The sequence below is a fragment of the Corallococcus sp. AB018 genome, from assembly GCF_003986945.1.
GTDB classification, from domain to species: Bacteria; Myxococcota; Myxococcia; order Myxococcales; family Myxococcaceae; genus Corallococcus; species Corallococcus exiguus.
On the sequence record NZ_RAWR01000041.1, the window covers coordinates 1 to 17,373 of the forward strand.

The window sequence follows — 17,373 nt, forward strand, 5'->3', positions numbered from 1 at the left end:
GCACCGCCGACCCGCCCGAGTCACCCCTCCAGCCCAGTCCCTGAACAGCTCACTCCTCGCGGCGCTCGCCGAGCACGGTCGGGGCCTGTCTTCAAGCGTCCCGGCACGTCACTGGCCGGACGGTTACTCGCACCGGGCGGAAGGCGCACCGCATGCTGGGCCCGCTTCAATGCCAGCGCCGCGAGGTCCGGGTGCCGCTTCGCCTTCACGCGCAGCCGGACGTCCAGGAACAGGGTGTCGTACTCCTTGGCCTTCTTGCGACGCCGGGGCCCGTTGGGCCCGCGGTCGCTGATCTTGTTCCTGCGGCGCTCCACCGCGCTCAGCCTCAGGTGCGCGCCATCCGCCGCCGGGTCTCCAGCGTGAGCCACGGATCCAGCACATCCGACGATGTCTTCGAAAGGAGCTTCAGGTCATAGAAGCTGGAACCGGGGCCCTCCGGACGAGGGTCGGGACGAAACCGCAGGCGCACGGGCGTGTGGGGGACGAGGTCCTCCTTGAGACGCAGGAGCACCCGGCGGACCAGCTCCGGCCGGCGGTCCAGCGCATCGCCAGGATGGCCCTCCGCGTGGAAGCGTCTGGGAAGCAGACTGCGAAACCACAGCACCGCCCCCAGACAGAACGCCAGGACTCCCGCCACGATGGACAGGGGGCCGTCGAAGGTGCCGGCCACCCACAGGAACAGGAGGAAGACGCCGATCCTCGCCAGGGAGCCCAGCCGGTGCCCCACGCGGCTCCGGAAGCGGCGGGCCTTCTGGGTCGGCGGGAGCGCCGCCAGGGCATCCAACACACCTGGCAGGGGAGCCTCGATCTCCAGGGCCTGTGACTTCGGATTGATGCCTTCAACGGATGCCACGCGGCCCCTCTTTCCAGCATGGGCGTGTTCGGGTGCGGGCATATTAGCCGATATCCCAATCGTCCCAGGAGCCCGCCCCTTCCTGGATGAGGCCGGAGCCCGATTGGACACCCGTCGAGATGGAGACGCGCGACGCATCGGCCTGCTCTCGGGAGTGCTTGTGAGCGGCGGAATTATCGGCTCGGACATCTTCCTCAACGCCGCCATCGTTGCGCAGCGCGTGCACATGTCCGCGCTCACCCTGGTCGTGGCTGCTCGGCGGCGGCGTGGTGCTCAGCGGCGCCTTCATGTACGGACCGGTATATTCGCGGCATCCACTCCTCCTCGGAATCTGCTTCACCGCAGCCTGGCGCGCCATGTTCGCATCCACCGCGCCTGCATGAAGGAGTTTAACTCAACAGTCAGTCGTCCTCTTCAAGGAGGTGGTGGAATGGCTTTGTAATTCCCATTGCGTCGAATTTGCTAGGCGCAAATCCGGTAGCTTCGGATGCCTCGACTATCGACTTGTAGTTGTCAGGCAATCCGGCGAGCACCATGAGTGCGCGCTCCGCTTTGGCGAGAATGTCGCGCCGGAAAATTTCGAATGATTCATTTCCGACGTGGGTATTGGCAATGAAGAAACGTCTGAGTTCTGATGGGCAGTCTTTAGATAGGACGTTCTGGTAGAATTCCGTGCATTTCTCCGAGCAACGTTCCAGTCTGCCCTCACCCCACTTGAAGACATCGTACCAGTGAATAGCCGTAGAGAGGGAGAGCGACGCCCAGGTAAACGTTGCCAGAAGTACTTCGTTGACTCCATCGTTGTCAACGTCGGTTACCAGTGCTTGCTGTAGATCGTTGGAAGCAAAGCAAGCCTCCGTGAATCCTGGTCCATGAAGAATGCAGCAGGAGGATTGGCTGCCCGTTCCTCCCTCCCAGATGTTGAGGATGATTTGGACTGATTTGGCTCCGTCGAGAGTTGTAAGGCGGACACTGGTAGTCCGCCCCTCAATCGAATGGACAAGGCGTAATGAGCCCGCCTTGCCGACGAATACTCGTGTGAAAAGATTCTCTTGGTGAAAGATGTCCCCCCTGGACTCGATCACAATGAGAGCGGATTTGCCGATGCCTTCTATCGGCCCCTTGAATCCAAATAGGGCACTCCCTTCCGTGTATTCGTGCGTTTCGAGCGCGGCCTCTCTTTCGTTCATGGTCAGAGAGGCATAGCCCATGAAGTCAGAGTCTGCTTCTTCGTTCTCGGGGAGTATAGGGAACGATTCTCGAAATCGTCTATACAGATCGGGTCGAAGGTCCTTGTTCTTTGGATCGGATAGTTGCGCATGAACCCAGCGCCAGTCGCGAACCTCAAGGTGGATTGAGTGTTTGCTCTTTATCTCAGTTCTCAGTGCCCGTACCTCTCTGGCGCTAATGTCCTGATTTGAGATGAATACGATTCGTCTGCAGGCGCCCCTTGCTACAGACACTCGGGCGGCTGTTTTTCTGATTTTCTCTCTGTAGGTCTTCTGGAGGGAAATTTGAATGATGGATGCGTCGCTGGCTTGGCTTGTGCTTTCGTAGAGCTCAGCGTCAGCTCCCAGATCTGTCGGGCCGGAGCACGGCACGATTCCGGGCATGTCTGCTCGTTGTAGAAGTTGGACGCTGAGGCGTTCGAAATGCTCGGGGTCGGAGAGCGATGCGAGGAAGTGATAGAGTAGATGCGATGGCATGTATGGGGTGAAAGAACAGGTGTCGCGGCACCGAGAACATGAGGGGGCCGAAAGGAGAAACCGCAATGTACTTCACCGTTGAAGTGCGCGCTTCTGTGACCCAGTCGCCCGCCCGAGGCCGCCGAAGCCCGGCGAGCATGGGTAGGATGGAAGGCCTCTAGCGGGGGAACAGGCTGAACGAGGGCTCAAATGGCCACTGACCGACGTCGGTGGCGAGCAACCCCGCGCTCATGGTCGCCACAAAGCCTTCAGGCGCCCTATCCGCGAACTGGCTTGCGCCTACGAGTCTGCAAGCTGGACCAACCGTCGCGGCGAGACATTCCACGTGGCGGGCAGGTCCGCCTCACAGAACACGCAGACGCACCAGGCCTCCTTGACGAGGTTGATTTCGCCGCACTGCGTGCAGCGCCGGAAGACGGCTTCGTGAGTGAAGCCAGCGGAGGGGTTCAGCCCCGCCTTCGCGAAGGCCCATTCAACGGCGGTCCAGCAGGTCGTGTCCGGGCAATACCCCGTCGACTGATTCGAGACGTCCGTCACGGAGGGACCCGCGAGCCCTCGATGGAAGCGGATCTCTCCAGCCGCCAGGACTTCCTCGCCCCCCGCGCAAGCAACATGCTCGGAGCGTCGAGGCGCCAGCCGCAGGCATCCCTGGAGGTCGACGACGTACGTCGCCCCTTCGACGAGGGCGTCTGGAGTCGCCTCGAGGCACGCCTCGACGTCGCGTGGAGCCATGATGGGAAATCCCATCGGGGGCATTCGCGGCGGCGAGGCGTATCGCCTCCGGGCCGATGTAGGAATAGGCGTGCAGTTGCATTCCTGTTCCTCTACGGCCGAACGGGTGTCGGCTGACTCACATCCCCGGGATGGCCGCTCGGAACTCCTTCAGGCTCATCTCCAGGTCCCCTCGCGCCGCATCTCCAGGAGGGAGGGCACTTTCGGGCCGGGCCATGAAAGACTCCACTCCCTCCAGGACGGCACGGCAAAGCTCGTCGGACTCCACCTCGCCCAACGACGCAGTGCCGCACTGGATGGCGATGCGGCCCTTCTTCGCCCACTTGAAGCGCAGGCTGAACGACGAATCCGCACCGTCGAAGACGTGGTCCGTCGCGCCGCCCGCCACCAGCGCCTTGAGTCCGTCGAGCAGCCCCGCGAAGGAGATGGCGAGCATCATGGCCTGATCCGGCGACCTGCCCTTGGAGGTGCAGGTCCCCGCGTCGCTCGTGAACGTCATGTGCCCCAGGTCGAAGCCCGTACGGTCGGGGTCATGTGCATCGAGCCATTCAAACTCCAGTCGGAACATGTCAGGGCCTCACGGAAAGGAATGCACGATTGGCGTATCGTCGCCATCATGCCCGTCCACCGATGGCTCATCCCCATGTCCGCGGTCACGCTGATGGCCACGGCATGCACTTCGTACAGCCAAGCACCCCAACTGGAACTGGCCGCTCGGCCGGCGCGTCCGGGCCTGGAGTCCATCGGCTCCGAGACGACGACGTTGCAGGTCGGTCCCAAGGGCATGGAGGTGCCCATCCAGATCACGTGGACCCGGCTCCAGGACAAGGGTTGTGTGCGGGTGGGTGCCATCCAGGTGAAGCGGACTGGTGGCCCCGAGGGTGTCCAGGTCGAGGTCCGAATCCGGTACGGCGGCGCTGGCGACTCGTGCGTCACCGACCTGAATCCGGAGCCTGGTGCTCCGGAGGTCCGGTTCGACGAAACGGTCGTTCAATTCGCCTGGAAGGCGCGCCGAGGCATCAAGAGCTTCGAGTCATCCGGCCACCCGGTCCTGCTCCATGGAAACGGCCGGGCACAGGTGGCGGACAACGTCGTGGATTGAGGAAGGGGGCCGAGGCCCCCGGTGCCTCACTTCTCCAGGTCGCCGACGATCTTCTGGAAGGGCGACGGCTGGCCGGACAGCTTCTGGAAGAAGTTCCGGGCGTCGGTGCCTTCGTCGTAGTTCTTGAAGGCCTGGTCGTTGCTGTTCTTCCCGTCGGGCTTCAGGCCCGAGTAGTCCTGGCGGGACGGCAGGCCGTGCTCGGCGCGGATGGCGTTCTCGGACGGGGCCCAGTTGTTCTTCGTGTGCGGCGTGGGGCGCAGGCCCACGGTCTCGAACTCCTCCGTGAGGCGGAGGCGGTTGTCGACGGTGTCCTTCATGTTGGCCGAGTGCGACGGGTGCTGCTTGAAGACGTCCGCGTTGCTGTGCTTGCTCGCGGCCAGGGGGCTCACCTGGACACCGTTGGACGCGCGCCAGGCGTGGACCGACTCGTGGCCCAGGCTGTTGAAGCGCTGGCCGCCGCCGTTCTCGTTGTACTTGACGTCGCTGGCCGTGCCGGCGCCGGGCTGGCCGTCGAAGCGGTACGCCGGGCGGGTGGACGACAGGGTGCCGTCGTTGCGCGGCACGTGCGAGTTGGGCATCGCCGAGTTGCGGCCCGAGTAGATGTCCATCGCCGTCAGAGGCTTGCTCTGCGTGCCCGTGGCGCCAGGGTTCACGGCCTGGGTGCGGCCATTGATGTCGTTCAGCATCTGGTTGCCCACGGGCTTGCTCGTGAGGCGGTTGGTGGACTGGCGCACGTCCTGCGTGAAGTCCGCGAACTGCGCGCCAGACTGGCCGTTGTCACGGCGGGTCCGGATGCCCTGGAGGTTGGGATCCACCACGCCGTAGTCCGTGGGCTTGAGGTTGTTCTTGCCCGCCTGCAACTGCGCGGGCGTCGCCACCGGCTTCGGCTTCGCGGTCTCAGGCTTCGCGGGCAGGCTGTCGCTGCGGGGGCGGGAGGTGGAGGGGGAAGGGGAGCTGGAGCCGAACGACGAAGAGGGCTTGGAGAACGAAGAGGAGCGCAGCTTCATGGGAGGGCCTCGAGAGTGAGTGCAGCGACGGACCACCCCTACTGCACCCCGCGTGCCCACCGTTTCACGGCCCCGGGTTCCGCCGGCCCTTCCTGATTCCAGGGGGTTACGTCGAAGCAACAGTCCTTCCCGGAGGCGGCCCTGGTGACTGGAGTCGGAGGCCTGATGTCTCCAGACATCAGGCCCCCGGTTCACCCCGTAGACATGCCGCTGGGGCCGTAGCGCCGCGGGGAGGTGTCACCCGAGTCGCTGCTTCAGCCTACTGGCACCACGCTGGATACGACGGAGTGATGACGGTCCGCCCCGACTCCGTGATGGTCAGGATGGAACCCTCCGTGGCGCCAGTCACTGCCTTCGCCGTGGCGGTAAAGCCAGTCGTTCCGTTCAGCGTGACCTTGTAGATGAACCGGCAGCCTCCCACCCAGGACGCGTCCGGGACGGCGGCGCGGGTGCCATTCGGGCAGCCCTCCGGCATGAAGCCGATCAGCGGCAGGTTGGTGGAGTACTGGTCCCTCTCCGCGAAGTACGACTGCTCCACCACGTGGATGTAGCCCATGTTGAACCGCGCCTCCCGCAGCTGGGCCTCGCAGGTGAAGGATTGCGGCGACTGGCACTCCGCGGAGTCCACGTAGCGGCGCACCCCCTGGCGCTCCAGCCAGAAGAGGCGGCCGGAGACGGGGTGGGTGCCAATCTGGAGGGTGATGCCCGCGGACGCCGTCCCCGCCACGCCCTGCGCCACCGCCGTGAAGCCCGGCGACGGATGCGGCGTGATGCCCGTGACCTTGTAGGAGAAGTTGCACCCGGACACCCAGCCTGCTCCCGGCACGGGGGCGCGGCTGCCGTTCGGACACGCCGCGGGCGCGAAGCCGATGCTGGCGAGGTTCAGCGTGAAGACATCATACGCTCCGAAATACGAGGACTCCGCCGCGTAGATCGACCGCATCTCGCGGATGGCCTCGCATTCCACCGTGCCGCAGTCGACCGGCGTCCCCACGTCCGCCCAGGCGGTCGCGGACACTCCGGTCATTCCCAGGCACAGCACGGACAGCCACTGCTTCAGGTTCGGCTTCATGAGGCGTGAGCTCCTTTTCGGGAAAAAGTCGCGCCTTGGACACGCACGCCCTGTCACAGGTTCCGTTCGCCGGTCACATGTCAGTTCCTGTTCGAGCGGGTGGTGTTCGCGGTGTGGGAGCGGGGAGGGGACGGACCCAACCTGCGAACCTTCCGCGAGCGGTTCGCCTGACGCGACGACTTCGTGCGTGTCGTTGCTCCACTGCGCCGGCTTGTCACGATGTCTGGGAATTGACTAGAAGTCCGCCCCTATGTTCCGAAAGTCTTTGTCCCTCATGCTGCTCCTCGGCGCGCCCATCCTCTTCGGCGCGTGCTCCGACGAGCCCGCCGCCGCGCTCGTCATCGACCGGAAGTCGTTCGACTTCGGGGATGTGGAGGTGGGGAAGTTTCCCGTCGAGCAGCTCTTCACGGTGCGCAACGCTTCGCCACAAGACGTGGAGTCGGTGTCGGTGTCCGTCGAGGGCTCCGAGTTCTTCGCCATCACCTCCAACACCTGCGAGAAGTACCTGGCCGCGGGCATGGAGTGCGAAGTGCGCGTGAGGTTCGCACCCCTCCTGGGCGGCACGCACTCCGCGCGTCTCAAGGTGACAGGGGCGGACCCGGTGAGGCCGACGGAGCTCCAGGGCACTGCCTTCGTGTGGGTGGACGTGACCTCCATGCCGCCGGGCACCCGGGTCGTGGCGGGGGATGATTCCTTCACGTGTACCCAGCCGTGCAGGCACGCGGTGCGCAAGACAGAGCTGACCCTGTACGCCGGTCCGGAAGGGTTCCCGACGTGGAGCAATGCCTGCGCCAATGTGGCCCGCGGCGGCTGCCTGCTCTCCCTGAGCGCGTCGAGGTCCGTCGCCCTGGTGGCGTTCTCACCCCTCTATCAGTGGGAGGTGCCGCGCAGCTTCCCGCCCATGACCGTGGCTCCGCTGGCCGACGGCAACATCGTCGTGCAGGACGCCCTCGGGGTGACGTCGCTGGACAGGCTCGGATACGAGCGCTGGTCCGCGCCCATCAGCTCCACGTCGAAGCTCGTCGTCACCAGCGACTGGAACATCTCGGTGCTGAGCTACAACGGTACGGTGACCCAGTACGACGGCGACGGGCGGGTGCGGTGGACGTACACGCCGCCCCAGCAGTCCTCGAGCGAGGGGCACGTGGTGGCGGACGTCTTCGGTAACACCTACGTGCTGATGACGCAGGGGAGCCATGACACCGCGCTGGCGATGAAGCTCGTCGCGCTGTCGCGCGAGGGCGTCGAGCGGTGGAGCACCGTCATCAGTGAAGCGCAGCTCAACTCCCCCTTCGGCTTGGGCGTCATGGGGGACGGGAACTCCGTCTACGTGGGCGGCACCGCGTACAACCGGGGCACCAACCCACAGGACCTGGTGTTCGTGAAGCGCTTCATCCGGAAGCTCACCCCTGTTGGGGGGACGCAGTGGACGAAGGAGGGCAGCTGGGGCGCCGTGGCCTTCACCCTCTCGGGTGAGATGGTCTCGTTCATCAACAACGGCACGCCGCCGGGAGGCTTCATGGCCTCGTGGTTCGACTCCGCGGGCAACGTGCTGTGGAATACGCAGACGTCACCAGGCCAGGGGCCGGGCCAGGTCGACGCGTACGTTTTCCCCTCCAACTTCAACCTCGCTCCCAGGTTGCTCCTCGGCGGCCATGAGATGGGTCCCGGCACCAATGTCTACACCTACGGCCGGGGCTGGTTCGCCGATATGGGCGACAGTTCGAAGCTGGCTCCGGGGCCCATCACATACATCGACTCGCCGCTTGGAAATGGGGCCTGGGTCAGCACCCTGGCCTATGCGGACCTCGATCGTCATGTGGTGGTGGGCGGCGGCTTCGGCACTCTCTCGGAACCGGCGGGGGGCTTCATCCGCCTGTACGACCCCCGCACGCTCACGATGGAGCGGTGACGCCTCCGGTTCAGCTGGGACTGGGGGGCGCGGAGAGGGGCCGCGCCTGGAGGAAGTCGATGAGGAAGTCGCGGAAGGCGGACACCTTCCGCGGCACGTGTTGGGCGCGGGGGTGGAGCATGGTCAGGGACGTGGTGGACAGCGTGTAGCGCGGCATCACGCGGACCAGCTGCCCGGAGGTCACGTCCGCCAGGGCGAGGAAGGAGGGGAGCAGCGCGATGCCCGCGCCCGCCTTGGCTGCTTCACGCAGGAAGAGCATGTCGTCCGCGAGGACGTGCGCATGCTTCTCGGGCAGGCCCAGCGCTCCCAGGTGCTTGAGGCCCCGGTACGCGACGAAGTCATGGGAGGTCAGGTCCTCCGTCGCGCGCGGCACGCCCCTGCGCGCCAGGTACGAGGGCGACCGCGTGGCTGGACGGCGCGCTCAAGGAGAGGGGCCTGGGCGCGGAGCGGGTGGTGCTGCTGGGCTTCTCCCAGGGCGCCATCCTGGCCCAGTGGCTCGTGCTCCACCGTCAACCGGCGCCGCTGGCCGTGGTGTCGCTGTCCGGACGGCTCGCGGTGGATGCGCCCGCGGTCCCGGGGTCGACCTCCGTGCCCGTTCTCCTGGTGCACGGCGCGAGGGATCCGGTCATCCCCGCGCGGTTCTCCGAGGATGCAGCCCGGGAGCTCGAGGCGCGCGGTGCCCGGGTCCGCCTTCGGTTGTTCCCCACGCTCGCGCACGGCGTGGACGCGGCGGTGCTCGACGAGGTCCAGCGGTTCCTGACGGACACCCTGCCTCCTGACTGAAGTCAGACAGGGCAGGGGCAGAGCCTGGGATGGCACCGGCGTCCGGCGCTAGGCTGCCCGGCATGGATTCCCCGCCTGAAGCCGAGCTCTCCACCGACGCGCTTTTCGCCCGCACGCTCCAGGGCGGCGAAGAGGACGAGGGCGCGTGGCGGGCCATCTGGCAGCTGCACCACCGCGGTGGGGAAGAGGTCTTCCAGCGGTCCGCCGCCTGGCTCCAGTCGTCCTCGCCGAAGGAGCGGGGACGCGGCGCGAACGTCCTATCGCAGCTGGATTTCCGGCACCGCTCCCCGGAGCTCGTTGCCCGCTTCACGGACGCGCTCCTGCCGGCGCTCGCGAAGGAGCAGGACGCCGCCGTGCTGGAGGCGATGGCCGCCGCCCTGGGCCACCTGGGGGATCCCCGCGCGGTGCCAGCGCTCCTTCCCCTGAAGGACCACCCAGACGCCCACGTCCGCTTCGGCGTCGTCATGGGGCTGGCGAGCCACCGGGACGCCCAGGCGCTCCATGCGTTGATCCACCTCTCCCGCGACCCTGACGAGGTCGTGCGCGAGTGGGCCACGTTCACGCTCGGCTCCCAGGCGCGGGAGGTGGACACGCTGGAGCTGCGCGAGGCGCTGGTGGACCGGCTCTCCGAGACCCACGTCAAGATTCGCGGGGAGGCGCTCTTGGGATTGGCCTTGCGCAAGGACGCGCGCGTCCTCGAACCGCTGCGGCGCGTGCTGGAGGGGCCCGTGGTCACCACGCTGGACGTGGAGGCGGCCCAGGCGCTGGAGGACGTCTCGTTGCTCCCCCTGCTGCTGGGGCATCGGGAGGCCTTCGACGGGGAGGACGAGGACCCCGAGTTCCGCGCGGCCCTCTTCGAAGCCATCCACGCCCTGGAGTCGCTTCCCCGGTGACGGCCGTCACACTTCGCACCGTCACCGTTTCGTGACAAAGCTGACTAGCTAGAAATAATCAGAAATCGGAAAATATCCGAGCCTCCCGTTATAGGGCGCACCGCGGAACATTCCGGGTCCAATGCCGGGGTGCTCCTGCTTGTGATTGACGCCTGTATCAAAGGACTCCACACCATGATGTTCTCCCGCACCGACACCGTGCGCGCCCTTCGGGGCGCGTTGCTGTCCTCCCTGTTGCTTGCTCTGAATGCCTTCGCCGCCGACGGGGCCCCTGCCTCCCTCACGACGAGCAGCGAGGAGGCGCACTGGGGCTACGACCAGACCCTGAGCCCGGAGCACTGGGGCGAGTTGCCGGGCGACGCAACCTGCGCGCAGGGCGTGGCGCAGTCGCCCATCGCGCTGGTGACCGCGGGGGCCGCCCACCCGCGCCTGGACGTTCCCAGCTTCCACTACGCCACCAGCCGCGTGCGCATGCTCAACACGGGGCACACGGTGCAGTTCACCTACGACAGTGGCAGCACCGTCCGGGTGGGGGCCAACGAGTACAAGCTGGCGCAGTTCCACTTCCACACGCCCAGCGAGCACACGAAGGACGGCGTGGAGTACCCGCTCGAGCTGCACCTGGTGCACACGGACGCGAATGGAGCGCCCGCGCTGGTCGTCGGAGTCCTCATCGAGGAGGGCGCGGTGAACGCGGCGCTGTTCACGGCCTTCCGGCACCTGCCCCGGCACATGGGGGAGGAGAGCGTGCCCGCGGGGGCGCTCCTCAACGCGAGCGCGCTGCTGCCGCACGACAAGGCGTTCTTCCAGTACGCGGGTTCGCTGACCACGCCCCCTTGTACCCAGGGCCTCCAGTGGTACGTGATGAAGCAGCCCATCCAGATGTCCGACGCGCAGATCGCCGCGTTCGAGCGGCTGCCGCACCTCAACCCGAACAACCGCCCCCTGCAGCCGCTGAACGGGCGCACGGTCAGCGCGCACTCCGGGCGCTGAAGGCCAGGCGCTTCTGTACCGCCTCCCGCGCTGGGAGGCGGAACTTCGCACGACACATTTCGTGCCCCGGAATTAGGGTGGCCGGATGGCCACGAAGAAAAGCCCGATTCCGAAGGCGAAGAGCTTCAATGCGGGGACGCTCACCGCCGACACCGTGCGGTCCCTGTTGAAGCAGCACGCGCGCGGCACGTTCGCGAAGTCCAGCACGCCGCGCGTCGCGAAGCGATTCATCCAGGAGCGCACCGCCAGCGAGCACGCCGGAGGAGACATCCTCTACCACAAGGGACGCCTCGTCCTTGACGCGCTCACGACCCGCAAGCACCCGTGGATCGGCCTGCTCATCGTCGAGGGCGACCTGGTGGTGAAGGGCCGTTACGAGGACTCGCTCGACCCGGAGTCCGTGGTCATCGTCACGGGCTCGCTGCGCGCCGGTGACATCATCACCGAGGGCTTCCTCGAAGTGCATGGCGACCTCGTCGCCGAGCGGTCCATCCTCTTCCTCGGCAACGATGCCTGCACCGAGGTGTTCGGCGATGTCCGCGCGCCCTTCGTCTACACGCAGTACCACGCCGTCAACGTCCACGGCGGCGTGAAGGCCCAACTCGTGACCGGAGACGCGAAGCAACACATCCGCGCCCGCCAGAAGCACGCCTTCATCGAGGAGACCGACCGCCGCGTCCGCGACCTCCTCTCGCCGAAGCTGCTCAAGCGCTTCGCGGACGAGATGTTCGAGGACGAGGACGGCGACGAAGCCGACCCCGATGCGCCGTGGATAGACGCCATCGACGCGGAGACGCTCGCCGACTTCGTCCGGCGCGGCAAACCCGCGCTCGCGGAGAAGGCCCCCGCGGCACGCAAGTCCCGCCGCGCCTCGTAGAAAGGGGGAGTCGTCCAAGTCCGCGATGTGCACGTCGATGCCCTGCGTCTGGTGGCCGTCCGGCCAGTGGACGATGACGTCCTGCGCGTGGCTGTGCTGGAGCCGGTCCCACTCCTGGTGGGTGAACACATCGAAGTCCAGCGTGTCGAACGTGGCCAGGTGCGCGTTCTCCTGCGCCTCTTCCTTTTGATAGCGCTCCAGCTCCTCCTCCTCCGCGCTGGTGCAGGCGAGGGGGTGAGCACTTCATTGTTGCCAGGATGGAACGAAGCGCCAGCGGCCCTGGCGCATCAGGTTCAGCTTGGGCTGGTGCGCGGAGGGGGGCCCGCATATAGGCTGTCATTCCCTGTGCGGTGAATGACGAGGAGGCCGATATGAAGGGCCTTGGGTTCGCGGCAATGGTTTGTGGATGGCTGGCTTCCGGCTGCGCGATGGCTCCTTCCCCGGCGGCCACGCCCCCTGCGCAGGTTCGCGAGTCCAGCAAGGAGGCTCCGCTGGCCTCCGCTGTCCTGGACCTCCTCGAGGAGTACCCGGTCGTCGGTCTCGGCGAGGAGCACCGGGGGCGTCAGTTCCACGACTTCTTCCTGGAACTCGTCGCGCATCCGCGGTTCGCGGAGCAGGTGGATGACGTGGTCATCGAGTACGGAGGAGGGCCCCACCAGGGGCTGGCGGATCGCTACTTCCTGGAGCTGGAGGCCATCCCGGACGCCGAACTCTCCCGCATCTGGAGGGACACGACCCAATGGCTGGTCTGGGACTCCCCGCTCTACGAACGCGACCTGAAGGCCATCCGGCGGCTCAATGAGACCCTACCGAGAGCAGAGCGGGTCCGGGTGGTCCTGGGAGATCCTCCCATTCCCTGGTCCGAGGTGCGAAACGCCCGGGATTACAAGGCCTACGAAGACAGGGATGGCTTCTTCGCGGAAACGACCCGCCACGAGGTCCTGGCCAAGGGCAGGCGCGGGTTGTTGGTCGCTGGAAGCGCCCACTTCATGGAGAAGGGGCCCCGGGATCCGGCCTTCCCCAAGATGGAGCCCAACACCGCGGAGCACCTCAATGGCACACAGCCTGGAACGCTGTTCACCGTCCTCGTGCTCCCCGCCAGGGAAGCGGTCCAGAAGGAACTCGGGCTCGGCGAGGCTTCGAGCCTCATCGTCCTGGGCCAGACCGACCTGGGCGCCCGAAGCTATGCCGTCATCATGCCCAGGGCGGTGAGCATCCAGGTCGTCGAAAACGGCGAGAAGGTCATGAAGCCGCTCTGGCGGATGTCCTGGCCCCCGATGCGGGACGTGGTGGATGGCCTGCTCTGGCTGGGCATGGGCAGGGACCGGGTGGATCCCCCCGCGGAGCTCTACCTGGAGCCGGCCTATCAGCACGAACTGCGCCGCCGCGCCGCCATCCTGAGCGAGGTCAACGGTGGCGACTACGCGCAGGATCTCCAGTCGCTGATCGATGAAGCCCGCGCCGCGAAGTCCCAGGAGGCCCCCTTGCCGGAAGGGTGACCCTCAAGGAGCAGGGGGTTCGTGGGCCACGACTGGCGCGCGCTACTGCCGCGCCTCGTCTGCTTCCTCATACATCTTGGCCAACACCTCGGCGGCCTTGGTCGGGTTGTCCTCGATGTGGGCGTACATTCCCTGGAGCGCTTCAATCAGGGAGTGGCGATCCGGGGTGAACGCCCCACCCAGGAACCAGGAGCTGTCGTTCAGGTACTTGTCCAGCCAATGCATGGCCACGCAATAGCCGACGAACTCCTTGTCTTCGCTGCTCAAGTCGAGTGCTTCGCAAAGATTCATTACCTTCATGATGGTCGCGGAGGCACCAAACATCGTCGTCGGCGCGTAGTACGCGTCCCCCTGGTATTGGATGACCGCGTGCTTGTCCCACGGGTTGATGCGGGCGAAGAGGGCCTTCAGGAAGTTCATGACGGCGGGGGTGCCAGGACTCAGGAAGAGCTGCCCCATCTTCCAGGTGAGCCGGGACGTTTCAGCGACCGTGCCGGACTTCATTCGCGGCTCCGTCTTCGACTTCAGCTTCAGCCGGGACTTGACCTCGCCCTTGTACGCGTCCGCGCTGATGATGAAGGTGCCGCCCAGCGTGCAGATGGCCTGGTTCGTCCATCCCTTGTAACCCCCAGAGACCTTGTTCAGCAGCGCAAGTGCTGTCTTGGGGGTATGGGACTTCGCGTGGCTGGCGTCGACCACCGCCAGCGTCCCGCTGTAGGGGTTGATCGAGCTGCCCGGAAGCGCCTTGTCGATCAAATCAGAGAGTGCTTCCGAGGCACGCGTCAGGGAACCGGAGGCTTTCTCCATGACTTTCTGGAGCCGCGTATCCAGCGCGATCTGATCCCAGGTCCACTTGCGGATGACGTGCTTGGAGGTTCCCCACCAGGGGACGACATCCCATTGGCCGCGCATGCGATGCGTGTCGACATCGCTCTTGAGCCGCAGGGTCCGCGACTCATCCGAAGTCAGCTTCCCGTGGTGGCCGCGGTACCGGATGGAATAGGCATTCCCGAGGAAGAACATCACCAGCAACACGAGGCCGGTCGAACCGCCAAGGCCCGAGAGCCAGCACATGACGAGCAAGAGGAAGAACTTCCACATCGGACTTCTCCCTGGATAGGGACGGGTTCGGTCGAACCGGGTTTGTTCAGGGATATACGAAATTTACAGCCACGCCGTCAAACGGGCCCGCTTGAAAAACTGTATCAATCGGTGATGCGCACATGGCGGGGCTGGGCCTGCACCCGCTCGAACCAGGCGCGGATGGCGGGATAGCGGCCCAGGTCGAACCGGCCCTCTTCCGCCACGTGCGTGTACGCATACAGCGCGATGTCCGCGAGGCTGTAGTGCTCGCCCGCGAAGAAGGGCCGCTTGCGCAGCTCGCCCTCCATGATGTCGAGCGCGGCGTAGCCCTTCTGGATGCGCTCCTCCAGCTCCTTCTCCTTGCCGGAAGGGACACCGAAGAAGGTGAGCCACGCCCGCGCCACGGCGATGTAGGGCTCGTGGCTGTACTGCTCGAAGAACATCCACTGGAGCATGCGCGCACGCTCCAGCCGGTCGGTAGGGATGAAGGGTGTGCCCTCGCCGAAATACCAGAGGATGGCGTTGGACTCGGCGAGGAAGACCCCGGGCTCCAGCTCCACGGTGGGCGTCCGGGCAATGGGGTTCATCGCCTTGAACTCCGGCGTGCGCGTCTCTCCCGCGGAGAGATCCACCTCCCGCGTCTCGAATGGAATCGCGAGCTGATGCAGCAGGAGGCGGACCTTGTAGCAATTCCCAGAGGGGTTGAACTGGTGGAGTTTGATCATGGGCGGTGAGTCTACTCCCATGAGGCGCCGGGGTCAGGCACGGGTCATGGGTAGACGCAGGTCACATCAAAAGCGCCGTTACTGTCGCCCCAGCTTGCGAAGGCGCCGTCGCGCAGGACGACGTGACCGATGCGATAGGGGGTCGAGGTCCAGATCCATTCCAGCGTCCATCCCGCGTTCGCGAGGAAACGACCGCCTTTCGTGACGTGCAGGGCTTCCAGTTCCGATGAAGTCGGAAGCCGCCACCCCGCGTGACCGGCAGTCGTCCTGCTGGAGCAATACGTCTCCGCGTCCGCATACGTGCGCAGGGTCGCGTCCGGCCTCATCCAGGTCCGTCCTGCATGGGAGACGGTGGCGGGGTATTCCCCCGTCCCACGAACGCACGTCAGGAATTGCTTGTCGGTGTCATTGGAATAGCTGACGCCGCCGGTCGACATGCGAGTCACCTGATGGCCACTGGAATAGGGTGACATCGTCCAGATCCAGTCGAGGGTCCAGCCTTCCGCCGCGAGAAGACTCGTCCCTTTGTCGACCCACAAATCGGTCAGTTCATCCATGGTGGGCATGCGCCATCCGGTCTGACCCGCGATGACCATGTTCGCGCAGGATGTCTTTCCGTCCATCCAGGTCACGGTGGCCGTCCCCGGCTTCACCCAGGTCAATCCACCGCTCGTGAGCGTGCCGGTGGGGTCGACGGCCGTCGGCAGCCCGGAGACAGAGAAGGACTTCGAGGCCGAGAGGCCGTGGGCATTGGTGACGACGACGGTGACGGTGGGGGTGACGCCCGGCGCCGTGACGGCAGGCGCCGTCCACACGACATGGCTGGTATTGGCGGTGTTCTGCGCCGTGGCCAGTGCGCCGGTGTTGGCGGTCCAGGCAAAAGTCAGGGGGCTGGCCTGCGGGTCCAGGGCGGTGACGTCAAAGGCCACCGTCTGGTCTGGCGAGGTGGAGGTGGCGGATTGGTAGAAGTTTGTAAACGCAGGAGCAAAGCGCACGGGAGCGGTGTCGGTGACACAGAGGTTGAGCGAGCCCGTGGTCTGCCCACCCCGGCCGTCTTGAACCGTGACAGTGAGGCGGCAGTTGTTGCATGCGCCCGCCGGTCTGGAGGAGGGAACAAACGAGGCGGTGCCGGACGTCGCGTTCGTCCAGGTGCCGGGGCAGGAGGAGGTCCACTGGTAGGAAAGCGCATCGGCATCCGCATCGGACGCAAGCGCGGAGACGGAGGTGGACTGTCCCGCGTCGAGGCGGTTGAGGGACGCGGAGACCTTGGTGACGACAGGCCAGCGGTTGAAGGAGATGTCGAGGGCGGCGTCACCGGTGACGAGGTCCGGGACGACGTTGACGGTGAGGGAGACGGAGACGGCGGAGCCCTGGGAGTCCGTCATGGTGAGGGTGAGGGTCTGCACGCCGAGGGAAGCAGGAGCCGTCCATGTGGAGGTCGTGGCGGCGGGGGCGGAGAAGGTGCCGCCGGAGGAGGTCCAAACCAGGGTGAGCGTGTCTCCGGGGTTGGGATCATGAGCCGTCGCGGACAGCGTGAGTGAAGCGCCTGGCTGAAGCGCATTGCTGGAGGCGGTCAGTGAGTCGATGACGGGCGCTTCGTTGTCATAGGGAACAGGGGCCGGAATCTCCTGGAGGCTGACGAACACGGCAGTGGTCTGGTTGGCGGTGATGGAGACACCGGAAGCCTGACCTTGGAAGAGCAGGGTGCCGGAGGTGTCGAAGGCCTCCGCGAGGACGGAGCGGTCGGGCCCGGCAGGGATGTTGCCGACGAGGCCACCCCAGGAGCCACTGGACTTGACCAGTTCAACGACGCGGGAAGACATGTCCGAGGAGGAGACGGTCACCTTGACGCGAGTGACATCACTCGAGGAGAGGGCTTGCTGGACGGAGCTGGCGAGTTGAACGGAGCCGACGGGCTGCGTGCTACAGGCCATGAGGGCAAGCAGCAGCAAGCCGGCGAGGGCGGGGAGAGAGCGGTGGAAGGGCATGGTTTGTAGGGAGAGAGCCGACGAGAGGTGAAATGATGCGGAAGCTTATCACCCGTGTCCTTCCTGGGCTCAGTCATTGCGGCCTGTCGGCGATGACCCTGGCGTGGGTCGCACGATGCCCGCGAGCTGTCTGGAAGGGATTGGGGGT

General features: G+C 65.8%; 19 protein-coding genes. 7 read left to right on the plus strand and 12 right to left on the minus strand.

Annotation, left to right across the window (positions count from 1 at the left end):
- Window positions 1-20 precede the first annotated feature (20 nt).
- The 6 genes from D7Y11_RS11315 to D7Y11_RS11340 all read right to left on the minus strand — a co-directional run bounded on the left by D7Y11_RS11315 (window position 21) and on the right by D7Y11_RS11340 (window position 3,859).
- A complete protein-coding gene (locus tag D7Y11_RS11315) occupies window positions 21-368 on the minus strand; it encodes a hypothetical protein (RefSeq protein WP_126933682.1) in 348 nt (115 codons plus the stop codon).
- Window positions 326-853 carry a hypothetical protein gene (locus D7Y11_RS11320; protein WP_121756057.1) on the minus strand — a complete coding sequence of 176 codons (528 nt, stop codon included), beginning with the start codon at window positions 851-853 and terminating at the stop codon, window positions 326-328. Before D7Y11_RS11320 ends, D7Y11_RS11315 begins: the two co-directional genes overlap by 43 nt.
- A 43-nt stretch (window positions 854-896) precedes the next feature.
- Window positions 897-1,211 (minus strand): hypothetical protein, encoded by a 315-nt coding sequence (locus D7Y11_RS11325; RefSeq protein WP_126933683.1) that lies wholly within the window; start codon window positions 1,209-1,211, stop codon window positions 897-899.
- 43 nt (window positions 1,212-1,254) lie between these two features.
- Window positions 1,255-2,466 carry a hypothetical protein gene (locus D7Y11_RS11330; protein ID WP_126933684.1) on the minus strand — a complete coding sequence of 404 codons (1,212 nt, stop codon included), beginning with the start codon at window positions 2,464-2,466 and terminating at the stop codon, window positions 1,255-1,257.
- Between the two features lie 372 nt (window positions 2,467-2,838).
- Window positions 2,839-3,291 (minus strand): hypothetical protein, encoded by a 453-nt coding sequence (locus tag D7Y11_RS11335; RefSeq protein WP_199746060.1) that lies wholly within the window; start codon window positions 3,289-3,291, stop codon window positions 2,839-2,841.
- Window positions 3,292-3,409: 118 nt separating this feature from the next.
- The gene (locus D7Y11_RS11340; RefSeq protein ID WP_121756055.1) at window positions 3,410-3,859 is read right to left on the minus strand and encodes a hypothetical protein; all 450 of its coding nucleotides are present in this window, start codon (window positions 3,857-3,859) and stop codon (window positions 3,410-3,412) included.
- 21 nt (window positions 3,860-3,880) lie between these two features.
- Here D7Y11_RS11340 and D7Y11_RS11345 point away from each other — a divergent pair, with 21 nt between their 5' ends.
- Window positions 3,881-4,393: a hypothetical protein gene (locus D7Y11_RS11345; protein WP_126933685.1), complete on the plus strand. Its 513-nt coding sequence runs from the start codon at window positions 3,881-3,883 to the stop codon at window positions 4,391-4,393.
- A 26-nt stretch (window positions 4,394-4,419) separates the two neighbouring features.
- On the opposite strand, the gene D7Y11_RS11350 is transcribed toward D7Y11_RS11345, so the two are convergent.
- Window positions 4,420-5,400, minus strand: a complete 981-nt coding sequence (locus D7Y11_RS11350; RefSeq protein ID WP_126933686.1) for a M91 family zinc metallopeptidase — start codon at window positions 5,398-5,400, stop codon at window positions 4,420-4,422.
- A gap of 259 nt (window positions 5,401-5,659) precedes the next feature.
- Window positions 5,660-6,472, minus strand: a complete 813-nt coding sequence (locus tag D7Y11_RS11355; protein ID WP_120580915.1) for a hypothetical protein — start codon at window positions 6,470-6,472, stop codon at window positions 5,660-5,662.
- Window positions 6,473-6,722: 250 nt separating this feature from the next.
- Here D7Y11_RS11355 and D7Y11_RS11360 point away from each other — a divergent pair, with 250 nt between their 5' ends.
- Window positions 6,723-8,384 carry a choice-of-anchor D domain-containing protein gene (locus tag D7Y11_RS11360; protein ID WP_126933687.1) on the plus strand — a complete coding sequence of 554 codons (1,662 nt, stop codon included), beginning with the start codon at window positions 6,723-6,725 and terminating at the stop codon, window positions 8,382-8,384.
- Between the two features lie 10 nt (window positions 8,385-8,394).
- Here the strand turns inward: D7Y11_RS11360 and D7Y11_RS11365 are convergent, their stop codons facing one another.
- Window positions 8,395-8,772, minus strand: a complete 378-nt coding sequence (locus tag D7Y11_RS11365; RefSeq protein WP_126933688.1) for a LysR substrate-binding domain-containing protein — start codon at window positions 8,770-8,772, stop codon at window positions 8,395-8,397.
- A gap of 47 nt (window positions 8,773-8,819) precedes the next feature.
- On the opposite strand from D7Y11_RS11365, the gene D7Y11_RS11370 reads away from it, so the two are divergent.
- The 5 genes from D7Y11_RS11370 (at window position 8,820) to D7Y11_RS11390 (ending at window position 13,429) form a co-directional block, all read left to right on the plus strand.
- Window positions 8,820-9,167: an alpha/beta hydrolase gene (locus D7Y11_RS11370; RefSeq protein ID WP_255430437.1), complete on the plus strand. Its 348-nt coding sequence runs from the start codon at window positions 8,820-8,822 to the stop codon at window positions 9,165-9,167.
- A 62-nt stretch (window positions 9,168-9,229) separates the two neighbouring features.
- The gene (locus D7Y11_RS11375; protein ID WP_126933689.1) at window positions 9,230-10,060 is read left to right on the plus strand and encodes a HEAT repeat domain-containing protein; all 831 of its coding nucleotides are present in this window, start codon (window positions 9,230-9,232) and stop codon (window positions 10,058-10,060) included.
- A gap of 174 nt (window positions 10,061-10,234) precedes the next feature.
- Window positions 10,235-11,053, plus strand: a complete 819-nt coding sequence (locus D7Y11_RS11380; protein WP_126933690.1) for a carbonic anhydrase — start codon at window positions 10,235-10,237, stop codon at window positions 11,051-11,053.
- An 85-nt stretch (window positions 11,054-11,138) separates the two neighbouring features.
- On the plus strand, window positions 11,139-11,930 hold the full coding sequence (locus D7Y11_RS11385; protein WP_126933691.1) for a polymer-forming cytoskeletal protein: 792 nt from the start codon (window positions 11,139-11,141) through the stop codon (window positions 11,928-11,930).
- Window positions 11,931-12,358: 428 nt separating this feature from the next.
- Window positions 12,359-13,429, plus strand: coding sequence for a hypothetical protein (locus D7Y11_RS11390; protein ID WP_126933692.1), 1,071 nt, complete (start codon window positions 12,359-12,361; stop codon window positions 13,427-13,429).
- A gap of 42 nt (window positions 13,430-13,471) precedes the next feature.
- Here D7Y11_RS11390 and D7Y11_RS11395 read toward each other — a convergent pair whose 3' ends face one another.
- From D7Y11_RS11395 to D7Y11_RS11405, 3 genes are all read right to left on the minus strand, one after another.
- Window positions 13,472-14,530, minus strand: a complete 1,059-nt coding sequence (locus D7Y11_RS11395) for a hypothetical protein (protein WP_121755812.1) — start codon at window positions 14,528-14,530, stop codon at window positions 13,472-13,474.
- 104 nt (window positions 14,531-14,634) lie between these two features.
- On the minus strand, window positions 14,635-15,237 hold the full coding sequence (locus tag D7Y11_RS11400; RefSeq protein ID WP_121755813.1) for a glutathione S-transferase family protein: 603 nt from the start codon (window positions 15,235-15,237) through the stop codon (window positions 14,635-14,637).
- Window positions 15,238-15,281: 44 nt separating this feature from the next.
- Complete coding sequence (locus D7Y11_RS11405; protein WP_306770432.1) at window positions 15,282-17,081, minus strand: DUF1566 domain-containing protein; 1,800 nt, start codon at window positions 17,079-17,081, stop codon at window positions 15,282-15,284.
- Window positions 17,082-17,373 lie beyond the last annotated feature (292 nt).

Bases quoted from the DNA above. Each gene is read 5' to 3' on its own strand.
- D7Y11_RS11325 (WP_126933683.1), bottom strand. From the start codon at position 1,211: ATGGCGCGCCAGGCTGCGGTGAAGCAGATTCCGAGGAGGAGTGGATGC.
- D7Y11_RS11330 (WP_126933684.1), bottom strand. From the start codon at position 2,466: ATGCCCGGAATCGTGCCGTGCTCCGGCCCGACAGATCTGGGAGCTGAC.
- D7Y11_RS11335 (WP_199746060.1), bottom strand. From the start codon at position 3,291: ATGGCTCCACGCGACGTCGAGGCGTGCCTCGAGGCGACTCCAGACGCC.
- D7Y11_RS11340 (WP_121756055.1), bottom strand. From the start codon at position 3,859: ATGTTCCGACTGGAGTTTGAATGGCTCGATGCACATGACCCCGACCGT.
- D7Y11_RS11345 (WP_126933685.1), top strand. From the start codon at position 3,881: ATGCACGATTGGCGTATCGTCGCCATCATGCCCGTCCACCGATGGCTC.
- D7Y11_RS11350 (WP_126933686.1), bottom strand. From the start codon at position 5,400: ATGAAGCTGCGCTCCTCTTCGTTCTCCAAGCCCTCTTCGTCGTTCGGC.
- D7Y11_RS11355 (WP_120580915.1), bottom strand. From the start codon at position 6,472: ATGAAGCCGAACCTGAAGCAGTGGCTGTCCGTGCTGTGCCTGGGAATG.
- D7Y11_RS11360 (WP_126933687.1), top strand. From the start codon at position 6,723: ATGTTCCGAAAGTCTTTGTCCCTCATGCTGCTCCTCGGCGCGCCCATC.
- D7Y11_RS11375 (WP_126933689.1), top strand. From the start codon at position 9,230: ATGGATTCCCCGCCTGAAGCCGAGCTCTCCACCGACGCGCTTTTCGCC.
- D7Y11_RS11380 (WP_126933690.1), top strand. From the start codon at position 10,235: ATGATGTTCTCCCGCACCGACACCGTGCGCGCCCTTCGGGGCGCGTTG.
- D7Y11_RS11385 (WP_126933691.1), top strand. From the start codon at position 11,139: ATGGCCACGAAGAAAAGCCCGATTCCGAAGGCGAAGAGCTTCAATGCG.
- D7Y11_RS11390 (WP_126933692.1), top strand. From the start codon at position 12,359: ATGGCTCCTTCCCCGGCGGCCACGCCCCCTGCGCAGGTTCGCGAGTCC.
- D7Y11_RS11395 (WP_121755812.1), bottom strand. From the start codon at position 14,530: ATGTGGAAGTTCTTCCTCTTGCTCGTCATGTGCTGGCTCTCGGGCCTT.
- D7Y11_RS11400 (WP_121755813.1), bottom strand. From the start codon at position 15,237: ATGATCAAACTCCACCAGTTCAACCCCTCTGGGAATTGCTACAAGGTC.